10 protein-coding genes and 1 pseudogene are annotated in these 14,703 nt (G+C 75.8%); 4 read left to right on the top strand and 7 right to left on the bottom strand.

Annotated features, from left to right (window positions below):
- Positions 1-3: 3 nt before the first annotated feature.
- A pseudogene (locus J5Y05_RS13555) lies at positions 4-507 on the bottom strand (DUF1152 domain-containing protein); the annotation flags it as partial.
- Between the two features lie 135 nt (positions 508-642).
- Between J5Y05_RS13555 and J5Y05_RS13550 the strand changes: the two are divergent.
- Positions 643-1,359, top strand: coding sequence for a hypothetical protein (locus J5Y05_RS13550; protein WP_247614626.1), 717 nt, complete (start codon positions 643-645; stop codon positions 1,357-1,359).
- A complete protein-coding gene (locus J5Y05_RS13545) occupies positions 1,356-1,886 on the top strand; it encodes a J domain-containing protein (RefSeq protein ID WP_210871983.1) in 531 nt (176 codons plus the stop codon). The genes J5Y05_RS13550 and J5Y05_RS13545 overlap by 4 nt, the downstream gene beginning before the upstream one ends.
- A 22-nt stretch (positions 1,887-1,908) precedes the next feature.
- On the opposite strand, the gene J5Y05_RS13540 is transcribed toward J5Y05_RS13545, so the two are convergent.
- The 4 genes from J5Y05_RS13540 to J5Y05_RS13525 all read right to left on the bottom strand — a co-directional run bounded on the left by J5Y05_RS13540 (position 1,909) and on the right by J5Y05_RS13525 (position 6,847).
- Positions 1,909-3,834, bottom strand: a complete 1,926-nt coding sequence (locus J5Y05_RS13540; RefSeq protein WP_210871981.1) for a M48 family metalloprotease — start codon at positions 3,832-3,834, stop codon at positions 1,909-1,911.
- 2 nt (positions 3,835-3,836) lie between these two features.
- The gene (locus tag J5Y05_RS13535; protein WP_210871979.1) at positions 3,837-4,574 is read right to left on the bottom strand and encodes an RNA polymerase sigma factor; all 738 of its coding nucleotides are present in this window, start codon (positions 4,572-4,574) and stop codon (positions 3,837-3,839) included.
- Positions 4,571-4,891 (bottom strand): hypothetical protein, encoded by a 321-nt coding sequence (locus J5Y05_RS13530; protein ID WP_210871977.1) that lies wholly within the window; start codon positions 4,889-4,891, stop codon positions 4,571-4,573. The genes J5Y05_RS13535 and J5Y05_RS13530 overlap by 4 nt, the downstream gene beginning before the upstream one ends.
- A 288-nt stretch (positions 4,892-5,179) precedes the next feature.
- Entirely contained in the window at positions 5,180-6,847 is a 1,668-nt protein-coding gene (locus J5Y05_RS13525) for a hypothetical protein (protein ID WP_247614625.1), read from the bottom strand.
- Positions 6,848-7,043: 196 nt separating this feature from the next.
- On the opposite strand from J5Y05_RS13525, the gene J5Y05_RS13520 reads away from it, so the two are divergent.
- On the top strand, positions 7,044-10,238 hold the full coding sequence (locus tag J5Y05_RS13520) for an AfsR/SARP family transcriptional regulator (protein WP_307853896.1): 3,195 nt from the start codon (positions 7,044-7,046) through the stop codon (positions 10,236-10,238).
- A gap of 91 nt (positions 10,239-10,329) precedes the next feature.
- On the opposite strand, the gene J5Y05_RS13515 is transcribed toward J5Y05_RS13520, so the two are convergent.
- A complete protein-coding gene (locus J5Y05_RS13515; protein WP_210871975.1) occupies positions 10,330-11,940 on the bottom strand; it encodes a glycosyl hydrolase in 1,611 nt (536 codons plus the stop codon).
- A gap of 218 nt (positions 11,941-12,158) precedes the next feature.
- Here J5Y05_RS13515 and J5Y05_RS13510 point away from each other — a divergent pair, with 218 nt between their 5' ends.
- Complete coding sequence (locus J5Y05_RS13510) at positions 12,159-13,421, top strand: hypothetical protein (RefSeq protein ID WP_210871973.1); 1,263 nt, start codon at positions 12,159-12,161, stop codon at positions 13,419-13,421.
- A 52-nt stretch (positions 13,422-13,473) separates the two neighbouring features.
- Here J5Y05_RS13510 and J5Y05_RS13505 read toward each other — a convergent pair whose 3' ends face one another.
- Positions 13,474-14,517 (bottom strand): C40 family peptidase, encoded by a 1,044-nt coding sequence (locus tag J5Y05_RS13505; protein WP_210871972.1) that lies wholly within the window; start codon positions 14,515-14,517, stop codon positions 13,474-13,476.
- Positions 14,518-14,703: the final 186 nt, after the last annotated feature.

Below are 14,703 nucleotides of genomic sequence, written 5' to 3'. Positions count from 1 at the left end.
CCGGGTCAGGGGGCCGGGGAGTCCGGCGTCGCGTACCTCGCAGGTGCCGCGGATTCCGCGGGCCGCCGCGGCGAGCATGGCCGTCGCCTCCGAGGGGTGCCGGTCCAGGATGCCGCCGAGGGCCTCCGTGTCGCGCTCGGTGAAGGCGTGGACGAGGGGGCCCAGCAGCCGCCGCAGGGCGTCCAAGGGGACCTCGCCGTCCAGTCCCGGTCCCGCGATCAGCAGCCGGACCGGGGCGTTTGCCCGGGAGCAGCCGGCCAGAGCGAGGACGTCGGCCAACGGGCTCCCGAGGGTGGGCTCGTCGCCCCGGGCGAGGATGTCTCCGCCCACGTCCAGCAGGTCGATCCACGGGGAATTCAGGTGTTCCGCCGGTTCTTCCACCCGGCGGGTGACGTCCTCGGCGCCGTGACGCGGGTCGAGCAGGGCCAGGGTGTGCGGGAGCGTCGCCGCGAGCCGGGGGAGCGTGGAGCCCGCCGGGGCGACGGGCCGGGCATCGGCGGGCACCGAGGGGTCCAACGGTAGGGACGGGTAGCGGACTTGAGGAGGACGCCGGGAGGGCCGGGCAGTCGGTCGGCCTCTTTCTCGGTGGGGGTGGGGTGGGGAGAATGGGGGGTTCGCGGGGGGCTTCGGGGGAGGGGCCGGATGGCGTGGTGGCCGGTGCGGCGGGGCGGGGTGGTGGGGCGGCGCGGTTCCCTGGAGCGGCGGGGCGGGGGGCCTCCGGGGGAGCGGCATGTCGCGGGGCCCCTGTACGAGGCCGGGGTGCTCGGCTTCGTCGACCGGCCCGGACGGGAGTTCTGGTGGGACCGGCTCGGCGAGGGGGTGCGCGAGCGGATGGAGGCGCGGGTCGGGCCGGTCGTCGACTGGTGGGCGTACTGCCACCGTGGCGGCGAGCGCCCGTACGCCGTGGTCCTCGGGGAGCGGGGGCTCGCCGAGTGCACGCCGACCGTCAACGACCGTGGGCGGCCCGCCCAGTTGCTCACGGTGGTGCCCTTCGTGCCGTCCTCGTTGCGGCACGCGGTGGTCGTGCGGAAGGCGTCACGGGCGCCCTCCGGCGAGGGTGGGCGGGAGGACGGACTCGGCGGTGACGGCGTGCCGTTGTCGGCGCGGATGCGGGGGTTCCTCGGGCATCTGCCGGAGGAGGCGCAGGCGCGGTTGCAGTGGCCGTACGTCAACGGCGACGTCCTCGACCGCGGCGACTTCCACTACCGCGGCGACCAGAACGACCTGGACGTCTGGTGCTATCTCGCCGGACGGCGGTGGGTGACCTTCGCGTCGGGGCACGGGGCGGGGCTGTCCGGGCCCGCGCACCGCGCCTCCTGGCGGCTGGTCTGCCGCCGGGCCGAGGTCGCGGTGCGATGACCCCGGCCGGCGAACCCGACCCCTACGCCGTGCTCGGCGTCCCTCCCGACGCCGACGGGGCCGCGATCACCCGGGCGTTCCGCCGCCGGGCCCTCGCCCACCATCCCGACCGGGGCGGCGACGCGGAGACCTTCCGGCGCTTGCAGCGGGCCCGCGAGACCCTGCTCGACCCGGCGCGGCGGGCCGCGTACGACCGTCGCCGTACGGCCCCACGGGCGTCCGGGGCGGCGTCCGGGGCGGCCGGGGCATCCCGGGCGGCGGCCGGGGAACCGCCGGGCTTCCGCGCGCGCCCGGACACCGGCGCGACGCCTCCGCCGCCCCCGGCGGCCGACCCCTTCGCCTGGGAGCCCGGCGCCGGGCCGGGTTCCCCTGGCACGGGTACGGGCCCCGCCGCCGACGTCCCCTCACCCGGGTCACCCGGGCCGGACCCCGGGCGTTCCTGGCGGCGGGAGGACCGGTTCGGCTGGTGGCGGCCCGGTCCTCCCGCCGAGGAGCCGCCGCCGAGACGGCGCCACCGCCGTCGCTGACCCGACCGGCACCGCCCCCGGGTCACCCCGTCGGGCTGAGCGGCACGATCGGCAGGCTGACCGACGGGACCGGGAGCCGTACCGTGAGGCTGGGCCAGGGCAGCGGGTCGCCGAGGCCCGGGTCCGGAAGCCGCACCGGGGCGGACACCGTCGGCAGGAGGGGCCCCTGCGGAGGCACCGGACGGTACGGCGGCGGGCCCGGCCGGTACGGGTCCGCGCCGATCAGCGCCGCCACCCACACCATCGCCGTGACGACCAGCGCGCCCACGGTCACCCTGGCGACCCTCCGTTGCCGCCGCAGCTCCTCGACGACCAGGTCCGGGGCGCGTCGGGCGGTGCGCCGGGTCGTCGTCCGCCCGGCCGGTGCCGCGACCGTCCGCAGGGCCAGGACGACCGGCGCCCCGGTGTCCAGACCGAGCCGCGCCAGCTCGCCGCGCAGCGCGCGTACCCCCGTACGGTCCCGGGCCGCGGCCGTGACCAGGGCCTCCAGGCTGCCGTCCGGGTCCTGCGGGCACTCCAGCACGTAGCCCCGGGTCCAGCTCAGGACCCAGCGTGCCCGGCCCGCCCCGGCGAGGGCCTGTCCGGTCAACGCGTAGAGCGCTTCGGCCAGTTGTCCTTCGGGGTCGGGCGCGTCGGTGAGGCGGCGCAGCAGGGCGGCCCGTTCGCCGTGTCCGTCGTGTTCGTCGTGCCTGCCGTTTTCGCTGGGTCCGCCGTGTTCCAGCAGGTCGAGGACGGTGCCGAGGGTGGGCCGTTCGGCCGGGTCGGTGCCGCCCGCCGCGTCGAGCAGGAGGCTCGCCGGTTCGATGGCGAACGCCTCCGCTGCCACCTCGGCCCACACCGCCGTCGGCAGCGCGGTCGCCGGGCCGCCCGTCTCGGCGAGCAGCTTCCGCTGCACCCGTGACGCCGGTGTCCGGTCGGTGAGCAGCGGCCCCGCCTCGACGGCGATCCGGGGCTCCCCCGCGGGCCGGGCCTCGATCAGCGCCAGCCGCCGGGCCAGCGGCGGATGGGAGTCCAGCGGGGAGCGGCCCGCCTCGACCGGGTGCGCCCGCAGCGCCGCCGTCCGCTCCCGGACACGCGGGTCGTCCAGCATCGCGCCGAACGCCCCGTACACGTCCTCGGGGACGAAACCGACCCCCTGCACCGGCCGCAGGAACCGGCTCACGAACCCGGCCCAGGTGATGCCGAGCGCGTGGACCGAGCGCAGCGCCCCGGCCGTCGCCGCCGGTCCGGCCAGGGCGACCGCCTCCGCGTCCGCCTCCAGCTCCTGACGCCGGCGCACGGCGAGCGACACGCGCAGGTACAGCCACGCGTAGGCGCCGATCACCGCCTGGAACAGCCAGGCGTACCCGATCCTGGACCCGTCCGACCGCGCGGTCATCCGCAGCCGGAACAGCGTCGAGCGCAGCGAGGCCGCCCCGCGGTGGGTGAGCGCGCCGAAGCGGGTGTGCAGGCCCGCGTAGTGGCCCAGTTCGTGGCAGAGGACGGCGCGCAGCTCCAGGGGCTCCAGCCGCAGCAGGGGCACGCCGAGGTACAGGGTGCGCCGCCCGACGGCGAAGCCGAGCAGCCGGGCCTCCTCCGACACCGAGGCGTTGGCGTCCGGGGTGAGGTAGACGCGGCCGGGCGGGCGGGTGCGCAGGTGCCGGGCGAGTTCCTCGACCAGCCGCCACAAGCCGGGCGCCTCGGCGCGGCGGACGAGGACCGCGCCCGGCGGGTGCGTCTCGGCGCGGCTGACCGTGGCGATGCCGTACACGAGGGCGAAGACCGCCGGGATGCTGCCGCCGATGGCGAGCGACCAGTTGCCCGCCCGCGCCGGTGCTTCGAGGATCGCCCACAGCACCAGGGCGACCAGGACCGTGTCGGCGGCGAGCAGCGCCAACGCCACGACGTAGAACCCGGCGAGCAGGCCCACCGCGAGCAGCCCTCGCACCCACCCCACGAGGGCGGTCACGCTCACTTCTCCCACCGGCGGGCCAGCGCGGCGCGCGCCCGTTCGCGGGCCTCCGGGGCCGCCTGGAGGGCCGCGCGCAGCCACGCCTCCGTGGTGCGCAGGGCGGTGACGACGGGGTCGTCGGCGGGGGCGGCTGGTCCGGCTGGTCCGGCCGCCGTGAAGCGGCCCATGCCGGTCGGCTCCGGTGCGGCCACGAACGGGTCCCGGCCTGTCGTGTCGTCCGCCGCCATGTCGAGGGCCTCCCTCAGGGTCGCGCGCGCCTTGGACACGTTCGCGGCGACGCCGCCCCGCGTCATCCGCAGCGCCTCGGCGATCTCGCTCTGACTCCAGCCGTGCAGGCAGAACAGCACCATGGTGATCCGCTGGCGGGGTGGCAGGGCGGCCAGCAACGCCAGCACCTCGCGGGCCTCCGCGCTCTGCTGGGGGCTCGCCCGGACGGGCACCGGCAGGTCCGGCAGCCGCTCTTGGCCCCTGCGGCGTCGGCGCGTCGTCTTCCACACCCGCTGGACGGCGACCCGGTACACCCACGCCTCGGGCAGGTCGTACCCGGCGATGCGGTCCCAGGCCCGGTACGCCTCGGCGAACGCCTCCTGGAGGGCGTCCTCGGCGTCCTCCCGGCTGCCGGACACCATGATGAGCTGGGCCAGCAGGCGCGCGTACGCGCGGGAGAAGAAGGTCTCGAAGTCACGGGCGAAGTCACGGGCGAAGTCGCGGGGCCCTACGGCCGGTTCGGCGGTCATCGGCGGTCCGTTCCGGACGTCTGGGTGGTCCGGGTGGTCGGGGTGGTCCGGGTGGTCCGGGGTGCCACGGTCGTCCGGGTCTTCGTGGTGGCTCCGGGCTTCGTGGCCGGCGGGGGCTGCGTGGCCCGGCGGGCCGTGAGTTTGTCTCCGTCGGCGCGGGTGACCTCGACCACGCCGCCGGGCCCGGACGCCCGCACCACCGTGGCCACGGCGTGCGCCCACGCGCGCTCCCACGCCGGGCGCGTCCACAGCGCCACCAGCGCGTACACCAGCCGGGCGCCCGCGAGCGCCACGACCACCACCACAGGCTCGACCATCTCCAGCGTCCCCCTTCGGGATCAGAGCAGTGACACCCTGATACAGCCGCCGTCGCCCCAGTGGTTTACCCCGGCCGGGAAATCCTTTCCCCTCGTCGATGCCGTGGCGTGGACTCGATGGTGCTGTGTACGTGGTTGATCGCGCTCACAGTGCTTACAGCGCTCAGAGTGTTCACAGTGTTCGCACCGTTCGGGCTGTTCACGCTGTTTGTGCCGTTCACGTGTTTACACGGCTCGCGCTGTTCACACTCGTTATGCCGTTCACACCGGATACGTCGTCTATACCGCTCACACTGTGAACTTGACGGCCTCCAGGCCCACGTCGTTGCGCATGGTGCCGCCGAAGACGAAGGCCGGACGCTTGCCCACGCACTCCCGGGCGCCCCAGCCGCCGTCGTGGATGGCGGCGGTCCGGCAGATCTGGCCGCTGCCGATGTTGATGGCGAAGCCGGTCATGTACGGGCCGTCTTTCTTCGGGTTGCCGATGTAGAAGTCCTTGCCGTCCTGCGTGATGGCCGTCCACGACGGTTGCCAGGAGCCGTTGCCGTCGGTGGAGTCCGGGTTGTGCAGAACCGCGTTGGCCGCCGAACCGCCCGTGCCGTGCACCGAGATGTTCAGGGCCTTGATGGACTTGCCCTTGCCGGTCGTCCCGGCGAGGGTGCCGTCGCACACGGGCTTCTGCCAGCCCTGCCCGTCCACGTAGGCGCGGTAGCAGATGTGCCGGCCTCCGGGGTCGTTCTTGGCGAGGCGGTTCACCTCGGTGGCGGCGGTGGCCGGCTTGGGTTTCGCGGTCACGGTCGTCGTGACGCGCGGCGGTTCGGCGGTCACGGTGACCGTGGTCGCCGGGGCCGGTTCGGGCTTGGGCTCGTGCTTGGGGTTGGGCTTGGCCTCGCTCTTCGACGGGCTGGGTGAGGGGGACTGCGACTGCGACGGGGAGGGCGGGGCCGTGCCGGCCGACACCGAGACGGTCGGCGTCGGGGACGACCCGGCCGGCGGGGACGGTACCGGCTCGGTGGTCGCCCGCGCCGCCTTGCTCTGGTGCCCGCCGTCGTCCGACCCACCGCTGCCCAGTACGACCAACGGGATCACGACGAGGGCGGCCACGATCAGTGCCGCCGGGCCGACGACCAGTGGGCGGTTGAGCAGCCCGGGGCCCTCGTACTCGTCGTCCGACTGGCGGGGACGGTTCCGGCGCTCGGCCTTCGAGAGGCGCCCGGGTGCGGGGGCGGAGGGGGTGGGGCGTGCGGGGCGGGGGCCGGGGGTGCCCTGGGGTTCGGGGAGGCGGTAGGAGGCCGGGTCGGTTTCGGAGGCTTCGGAGGCTTCGGGGCCGGCGGGGGCGTCCGGGGCGTCGGGGGCTTCGTCGCCCTGGTCCGTCAGGTCCTCGTCGGCTTCGTCTACCGCGGCGCGCTCATCGTGTTCTTCCAGTTCGTGGCCCTCGCGGTCCTCGTCGTCCCTCTCGTCGAAGTCGGCCTTCCTGAGGCTGTACGGGGCGGTGGGGCGGCGCTCCACCTCGCCCACCACCTCGGCCCCCGCCACCTCGGCCCCCGCCACCTCGGCCCCCGCAGCCCCCGCCTCGGCCTCCTCGGCCCCCTCCCCGTCCGGCTCCGCCGGCCCCCCGTGCTGTTCCAGGAGTCTGCTCGCGCCGTCGGGGGCGACCTCCACGTGGGCGACGTAGCCCGCCGTGGGGTCGGAGATGGCCGCCGTCACGGGGCCGCCGTCCTCGCGCGCGTGCCGGTGCAGCGCGTCGAGGATCGCGGTGTCGACGTCGTCCGCGTCCGCCGGCAGGGGCTCGCCGTCGATGGTGGCGGAGCCGTCGTCGGAGATGACGACGGCGAAATGACGGACCGGCTCGGGCGTCTCCCCGGCGGGGTCCGTGTGGCGTGAAGGCGCCGGTTCCCCGGCGTCGGCGGGGCCGCCTCCCGTGTGCGGCTGGTCCGCTTCCTCGTCCCGGCTCATGCCTGTTCCTCCCTGAGGTTCCCGGCCGTGCGGCCCGGTGGGGGCGCCGCCACGGCGGGCCCGCGTACCGCAACGGGGCCCGGCCGGAAATGGTTCAACGCGGGTGCGGGGCAAGGGGGTTGGGGAAACGGCGTGTGGAGGTGAACCTTCGGGTAACGCCGCTGTTCGGGGGTGTTGGGCCAGTACAGTCCGCGGTGTGAACGTCTATGCGAATTCCCTGCGTTTCGCCGTGCTGGGACCGATGCGGGCATGGCGTGGTGAAGAGGAACTGGATTTAGGCTCGCCCCAGCAGCGTGCCGTCCTGGCCGCTCTGCTCCTGCGGCGCGGGCACCCCGTCACGGTCGGCGAACTCGTCGCCGCCGTCTGGGGGGAGGAACCACCGGCCGCCGCCGTGTCCGTCGTACGGACCTACGCGTCGCGGCTGCGCAAGGTGCTGGAGCCGGACAGAGAGCCGGACGCGCCCCCGCGGGTCCTGGTCTCCGTCGGCGGCGGCTACCTGATGCGGGTCAGGGAGGAAGCGCTCGACCTGTCCCTGTTCGAGCGGCGGACCGGGCGGGCGAAGAAGCTGCGCGCCGCCGGTGACGCCGCCGGGGCCGCCGACCTGCTGCACGCGGCGCTGGCCGAGTGGCGCGGGACGGCGCTGGCCGGACTGCCCGGACCGCTCGCCGAGTCGGAGCGCGACCGGCTGGAGGAGGAGCGGCTGGCGGCTCTGGAGACCCGGCTGGACAACGACGTCGAACTGGGCCGGCACGGCGAGGCGATCGCCGAGCTGATCTCCCTCAACGCCCGTCACCCACTGCGCGAGGACCTGTGCCGGCTGCTCATGCTGGCCCTGTACCGGGCGGGCCGGCAGGCGGAGGCGCTGGCCGCGTACCGCAGCACCCGCGCCGAACTTGTCGCCGAGCTGGGCATCGAACCCGGCGTCGCCCTGCGGGACCTGCACGACCGCATCCTGGCGGCCGACGCCTCCCTGGTCCCCGCCCCGCCGCCTCCGCGCCCCGCGCCGCCGACACCGGCCTCGCTCCGGTCGCCCGAGCCCGCCCCACCGCCCGCCGCCACGCCCGCCGACCCGTCCCCGCACCCCACCACAGAAACCACCCCCGCCCCACAAGCCACCCCCACCACACAAGCCCCCACTCCAGCCACCCCGCCCACCTCGTCCACCCCGCCCGCCGTGGACGCCATGGACGCCGTGGACGCCCCCGTCGCCGGCCAGGCTGCGCGTCCCGCCCAACTCCCCGCCGACCTGCCGACGTTCGTGGGACGCCAAGCCGAACTCGGCCGCGTCGAAGCCCTCCTGCCCGCCGACGGCAGCCCGCCCGAGACCGTGGTGATCAACGCGATCGGCGGTATGGCCGGCATCGGCAAGACCACCCTGGCCGTGCACTGGGCCCACCGGATCGCCCACCGGTTCCCCGACGGACAGCTCTGCATCAACCTGCGTGGTTTCGACCCGACCGGCACGGTCGTGACCCCCGAGGAAGCGGTCCGCATCTTCCTCGACGCGCTCGGTGTCCCCCCGGCCCGCATCCCCGCCAGCCTCGACGCGCAGGTCGCGCTCTACCGTTCGCTGCTCGCCCGGCGCAGGATGCTGATCCTCCTCGACAACGCCCGCGACGCCGACCAGGTCCGCCCGTTGCTGCCCGGATCGCCCGGCTCCCTCGTCGTCGTCACCAGCCGCAACCAGCTCGCCGGCCTGGTCGCCGGGGAGGGCGCCTTCCCCATCACCCTCGACCAGTTGACCGCCGCCGAGGCACACGACCTGCTGGCCCGGCGCCTCGGCGGCGACCGGCTCGCGGCCGAACCCCGGGCCGCCGACGAGATCGTCGCCCGGTGCGCCCGGCTGCCGCTGGCCCTGGCCATCGTCGCCGCCCACGCCGCCGCGCACCCCGGCTTCCCGCTGAGCGCCATCGCCGAGGAGGTCCGCGACAGCCACGGCAGCCTCGACGCCTTCGCCGACGGCGACGACCTCACCACCGACGTGCGGGCCGTCTTCTCCTGGTCGTACAAGGCGCTGTCCGCGCCCGCCGCCCGCATGTTCCGGCTGCTGGGGCTGCTCCCGGGGCCGGACGTCTCGGCGCCCGCCGCGGCCGGGCTCGCCGGGCTGCCGCTGCGGCAGGCCCGCGGGTCGCTCGCGGAACTCGCCCGCGCGCACCTGCTGACCGAGCGCTATCCCGGCCGCTACACCCTCCACGACCTGCTGCGCGTCTACGCCGCCGAACGCGTCGCGGCCGAGGAGGCCCCCGCGGAGCGCGACCGTGCCGTCGAGCGGCTGCTCTCCTGGTACCTGCACACCGCCGACGCCGCCTACGCGCACCTCGCCCCGCGCCGCGGCCGGGTCCCGCTGGAACCGGCGCCGCCCGGCTTCACGCCCCTGGAGTTCACCGGGCACGACGAGGCCCTGGAGTGGTGCGAGACGGAACGGCCGAACCTGGTGGCGGCCGTGCACCGGGCCGCCGCCTCCGGCCTGTCGGGCATCGCCTGGCGGCTCCCGGCCGCCCTGTGGGGCTTCTTCTACCTGCGCAGCCACTCGCTCGACTGGCTGGACACCGGCAAGGCCGGACTGGGCGCGGCCCGCGCCGCCGGCGACCGCGACGGGGAGGCCCACGCCCTGCTGGACACCGGGGCCGCGCTGCGCAACCTGGGCCGCCACGACGAGGCCATCGACCACTACCTCCAGGCCATGGTCGCCTTCCGCGACCTCGGGGACGCCGAGGGCCGGCTCCGCGCCGTCGGCAACCTGGGGGACGCCTACCTCCAGGCCGGCCGGCTGGAGAAGGCCGTCGAGTACAGCCGCCGGGGACTGGCGGTGGACCGGGCGCTCGGCAGCACGTGGGGCGAGGGGATCTCCCTCAGCAACCTGGGCGACGCCTACCAGCGGCTCGGCCGGTTCGACGAGGCCATCGACTGCCTGGAGCAGGCGCTGAAGGTGCTGCGTGCCGGTGGCAACCGCTGGGTGGAGGGCGTCGCCCTCGACATCCTCGGCACCGTCCACCACCGGCTGGGCCACCCCGAGGAGGCGGTCGCCCACTACGAGCAGGCGCTCGCGGTGCACCGGGACATCGGCAACCGCTGGGGCGAGGGCCACACCCTCGGCCACCTCGGCGACGTCCGGCTGTCGGTGGGCGACACGGAGTCCGCGCGGTCCAGTTGGTCCCAAGCCCTGGCGATCCTGGCCGAGTTCGACCACCCGGACGCCGAGGAGGTCCGGGTCAAGCTCCGCCGCCTGGACGACGCCGTACGGGACGACGCCGTACGGGACGACGCCGTACGGGACGCCCCCGGACCCGAAGCCGTCGTACGGGATGACGCCGTACGGGACACCAGCGTTCGGGACACCGGCGTTCCGGACCCCGGCGCAGGCGAAGGCCCCGCACGGCGGACGGCGTGACATGCGCCTCCCCCCGGTCACGGCCTCGCCGTGGCCCCGGTCGGGTCACGGCGAGGTGGCACCCGCACAACGGACGCGGACCGGGAGCGGTTCAATCCCGCGCCCGGCCCGCGTCCCGGTATGCCTGACCGGAGGCGTTCGCGGTCGCCCCGTCGTACAGGCCGGTCGGGCTGGTCCGCGTGGAGAGCGTGAACCAGGCGTAGCGCTCCACGAAGTCCAGGCTGTCGAGCATCCGCGTCGAGGACGTCACGAAGTCGGTCTGCTCCCGCGGGCTGGGGTAGCGCGGGGTGGCCTGGGAGAAGTCGGTGAGCGCGTACTCGGTGAGCCAGATGGGCTTCCGGTAGCGCTCGTGGACCGCCTCCAGGTAGCGGCGGAGCTGGTTCGGCGCGTCGGGCCCGAAGTCGCCCCCGTACCAGTGCAGGGGGATGAAGTCGACGCGCAGGCCGCGCTGTTCGGCCCCCTTCATGAAGCGGTCCAGCCAGCCGCCCTCGACGTCGCCGCCGAAGGCGACGGCCGGTGCGCCGAGCCGCAGGCCGGTGGCCTCCAGCCGGGGCCACAGGTCGAGGGCCTGTTCGGGGCTCATGTCGGCCTGGCCGGCCATGTCGGGTTCGTTGAAGCCGAGGAGTTCCCTGCCCTCCGCCGCGGCGGCGCCCAGTTCGGCGTCGGTGACCGAGCCGGGGCCCCAGATCATCGGGACGTAGTCGACGCCCTCCGGCCGGGTGACCGGGCCCGTGGAGGAGGTCCAGTTGTAGTACCAGGAGGCGCGGGAGTCGGCCAGGGCCTGGGCGGCGCCGTCGACCGGGTTGAGGCTGACGCCCTTGCGGGCCGGGGCGGAGACGGGGTCCCGGGGGGCCTCGGTCCGCGGGGTCGCGGTGGGCTCGGCGGCCGGCTGCTGCCCGGCGGCGCCGCCGGTGCCGGTGCCGTGGAAGGCGACCGTCATGCCCTGGCAGCGCGCGCACTGCCGCATGACCTGGTTGCCCGGCTCGGCGTCCTGCTTCGACCAGGCGTACGCCGTCGGGCACTTCTGGTTGATGGCGTCGCTGTAGGGCGTCTTGGCGTCCCGGTCCGGGTTGACGCAGACGAGCGGTTGGTCGTTCGCGCCCTTGACGAGGTTGTCGGGCGGGCAGCCGGAGAGCAGGTCCTCGACGCAGCCCATCGGGGCGCACTCGCCGCCGTCGGGGGCGTCGACGCCGTCCGGCGTGATGGTCACGGCCGCGGCGACGGCGTTGACGTAGCTGACGTCGTACCAGGGCGCCAGCGGGTCGGCCGGGTCGAAGTTGAACTCGGCGAGCCCGGTGGGCTGTTCGCCGGTGGTGCAGTGGTCGGCGTACGGTCCGCAGTCGCCGACCTCGCAGTGGAAGGTGGAGCCCTCCTCGCCCGAGCAGCCCTGGCGGGCGAAGAACGTGCCCCGCCAGTGCCCGGCACCCTCGTGCTCGGGGACGGCGATGGTGGCGGCCTGGCCCGGCTCCAGCACCGGCAGGCCGGTGAGCGCGGCCGAGCCGTCGGCGTTGACGGTGCTGCCGATCCAGAGGGTGGCGCCGGTCTCGTTCCGGAAGGTCAGCGTGTGGTCGGCGGTGCCGCCGGCCGGGGCGCCGTCGAGGGTCTCGCCGCCGGACCGGTGGGCCTGGATGCCCCAGGCGGTGCCGGTCACACCGACGACGACCAGGAGCAGCGCCAGCAGAATCGATGTGCGTCTGCGCATAGAAAGGTGTCTCCCCTGTCGGGCGTGCGCGTCGTGGACGATCGGGTTTCGCTTGCGCAGGCACGACGGATGCGCGCGGCGGATGGTTCACCGTCCCCGGACGCGGCGGCGGGAGAACCCCCGTCGCGTTGAACCGTTCGCCGGGGGCGCCCGTCGTGTCCCGTGCCGGAGACCCGGAAGGTCCGGCCCGGAGAGCCACCCGAGGAGAGAGGGCGACCATGGCCGACAGCCGACCCGTTCCCCGAGAACCGAACCGGCTGACCAGGCGGCGGAGCGCGGCCGGACTCGCCCGGGACCTGCTCCGGGCCGAGTGGGAGCTGAGCGCGGGCAGCCGCCGCGGCGCGCGGGGACCGGACGCCGGGGAGCGCCTGTGGCGGGCCCTGCGGAACGCCTGGCGCGACCTCACCGGCCGGTCCCGGCGCGGCTACGACCGGGGCGGCCCGGCCCCCTTCGACGCCGGAGGCGACGGGGGAGAACCGTACGGGCAGGGCGGGTACGGGCAAGGCGCGGGAGGACAACCCGGGTACGGGCAGGGCGGGTACGGGCAGGCCGGCGCCGTTCCGCACAACGGTGGCCGGGAGCCCGGGGAACTGACCCGGCTGCGGTCCGAGATCGACGGCAGGCGGCGTGCGTCCCACCGCGAACACGAGGCGTTCGAGGACGCCTTGATGAAGCTGGTGGTGTCGTCCGGGACGTGGCGGAGACGGTTCGAGCGGTCCCCGGAGAGCATGCCGCTCGTCGCCGAGTACGTCGCCAACGCGCACACCCGCAAGGCCCTGCGGGACAGCGCCCGGGAGGAGGCGGCGCGGCAGGCGGCGCGGCCCGCGCCCCTCGGCGCCCGCTTCGTCCGCGAGGCTCGGGAGGCCCGGCACGACACTCCCGCGACCACCGCACCGGTAGCCGAACGGCGGTCGGCGGAAGCCACGTCGACAGAGCAGGGGCAGCGGCACCGGACCCCGGAGCCTCCGTCGTTTGGGCAGGAGCGGGCGGACCTCCTCGCCTCCTCCCCGCCGGAGTCCCTGGCCCGGTGGGCGGCGATGACCCCCGACCCGGTGCTGTCGGAGCGGCTGCGCGTGGACGCGCTCCCCGAGGGCTCCCGGCTGGACCCGGTGGACGGCACCCAGTCCTACGACGCCCTGGCCTTCATGGCGGCCCCGCCCGAGCCATCGGACCCGTCCCGAATCGACCCGGCCACCACCCCCGGGAACACCCCCACCGGCACCCCCACCACCGACCTCACCCGCCCCACCCCGCCCACCCCGCCCAGCCCCCTGACCCCCGCCGAATCCCTCGCCCCCTCCGGCCCGCCGGTCCCCGTGAGCCCCGAGGTCCCGCACGCCCTGCTCAGCCGGGAGGGACTGAGGTCCGCCGGCGAGACCCGCGGACCCCGCGAACCGTCGGCGGCCCCGCGCGACACCGCCGCACCCACCCGGCCCGTGGTCGCGGGGCCCGCCAGGTCGCCGGGCGGCCCGTCCAGGTGACCCCGGGCCCGCTCACCCCGCGTCCGCCCTGTCCAGGTGACCCCCGGCCCGCTCACCCCGCGTCCGGCCGGACCACCCCCAGGATCTCCATCGAGCCCGCCGGCGCCTCGGTCACCCAACGGCCGGGGCGCGGGGCGTGGATGATCTTTCCGTCGCCGATGTAGAGGCCGACGTGGGTGGCACCGGCGTAGTAGATGATCAGGTCGCCGGGGCGCATGTCCTCCACCGGGACGCGCGGCAGCAGCCGCCACTGCTCCTGCGAGGTGCGCGGGATGGGCACGCCCGCGGCCAGCCACGCCTTCGAGGTGAGCCCCGAGCAGTCGAAGGAGCCGGGGCCGACCGCACCCCACACGTAGGGCTTGCCGAGCTGGCGGGTGGCGTACGCGACGGCCTCGCGCCCGGCGTCGGAGGTGGCGGCGGGGGCGCGGTCGAGGACGCCGGTGCGCTCCCACTCCTCCTGGGAGGCGTCGGCCCGCTCCTTCTCCAGCGCGGCCAGCCTGCGGCGCTGGTCCTCCGCGAGGCGGGCCTCGATCGCCTCGGCGGCGGCGATGCGCTTCTCGACGGTCGCGCGGTGGGCGGCCTTCTTCTCGCGCTCGGAGCGCAGTGTGCGCAGTTCGGCGGCGGCGGACGCCCGGCGCTCCTCCAGCTCCCCGCGGGTCTCGGCCAGCGCGGTCAGCACGCGCCGGGTGGACTGCTGGGCCTGGCGGGCCACGGCGGCGGTGTCCAGGGCGCGTTCGGGGTCGCCGGAGAGGACAAACTGCACCTCGGCGGGGAGTCCGCCGCCCCGGTACTGGGCGCGGGCCGCCGCCCCGGCCTGCGTGGTGAGGCGGGCGAGCCGGGCCTCGGCGGCGGCCACCTCGGCGTCGAGTTCGCGGACGCGTCTCTCCTTGGCGGTGACCTTCTCGCCGGCCAGGTTGTACTGGTCGGTGGCGGCCTCGGCGTCGTGGTACAGGCGCTCGACGCGCTCCCGTATCCCGGTCAGGGTGGTGGGCTCCGGGTCGGCCCGTGCGGGCGCCTGGACCGTCGCCGTCAGCGCGCAGACCAGGGCGACGGCCGCGGCCGTCCGCCTGCCGGGTGCGCGCGGGGTCCGTGTCATCGGGGCCGGGGCTCCTCTCGTGTGCCCCGCAGGGGGTTCGTGTGCCCACAGGGGCTGTGGGGGCGGGGCATCCACACAACGGGGGCCGTGACACGCGCGGTTCAAGAGGGGTGGGGATGAACCGGGCCCGGGGCGGCCCCCGTTGTGGCGGTGGAGGCGGCCGGCACCCGGCGCCGCGGGTCTCCG

This window comes from Streptomyces tagetis, from assembly GCF_018069565.1.
Lineage (GTDB): Bacteria > Actinomycetota > Actinomycetes > Streptomycetales > Streptomycetaceae > Streptomyces > Streptomyces tagetis.
The sequence above is the reverse complement of the archived record's forward strand: the minus strand, read 5'-3'. Positions and strand labels throughout refer to the sequence as shown.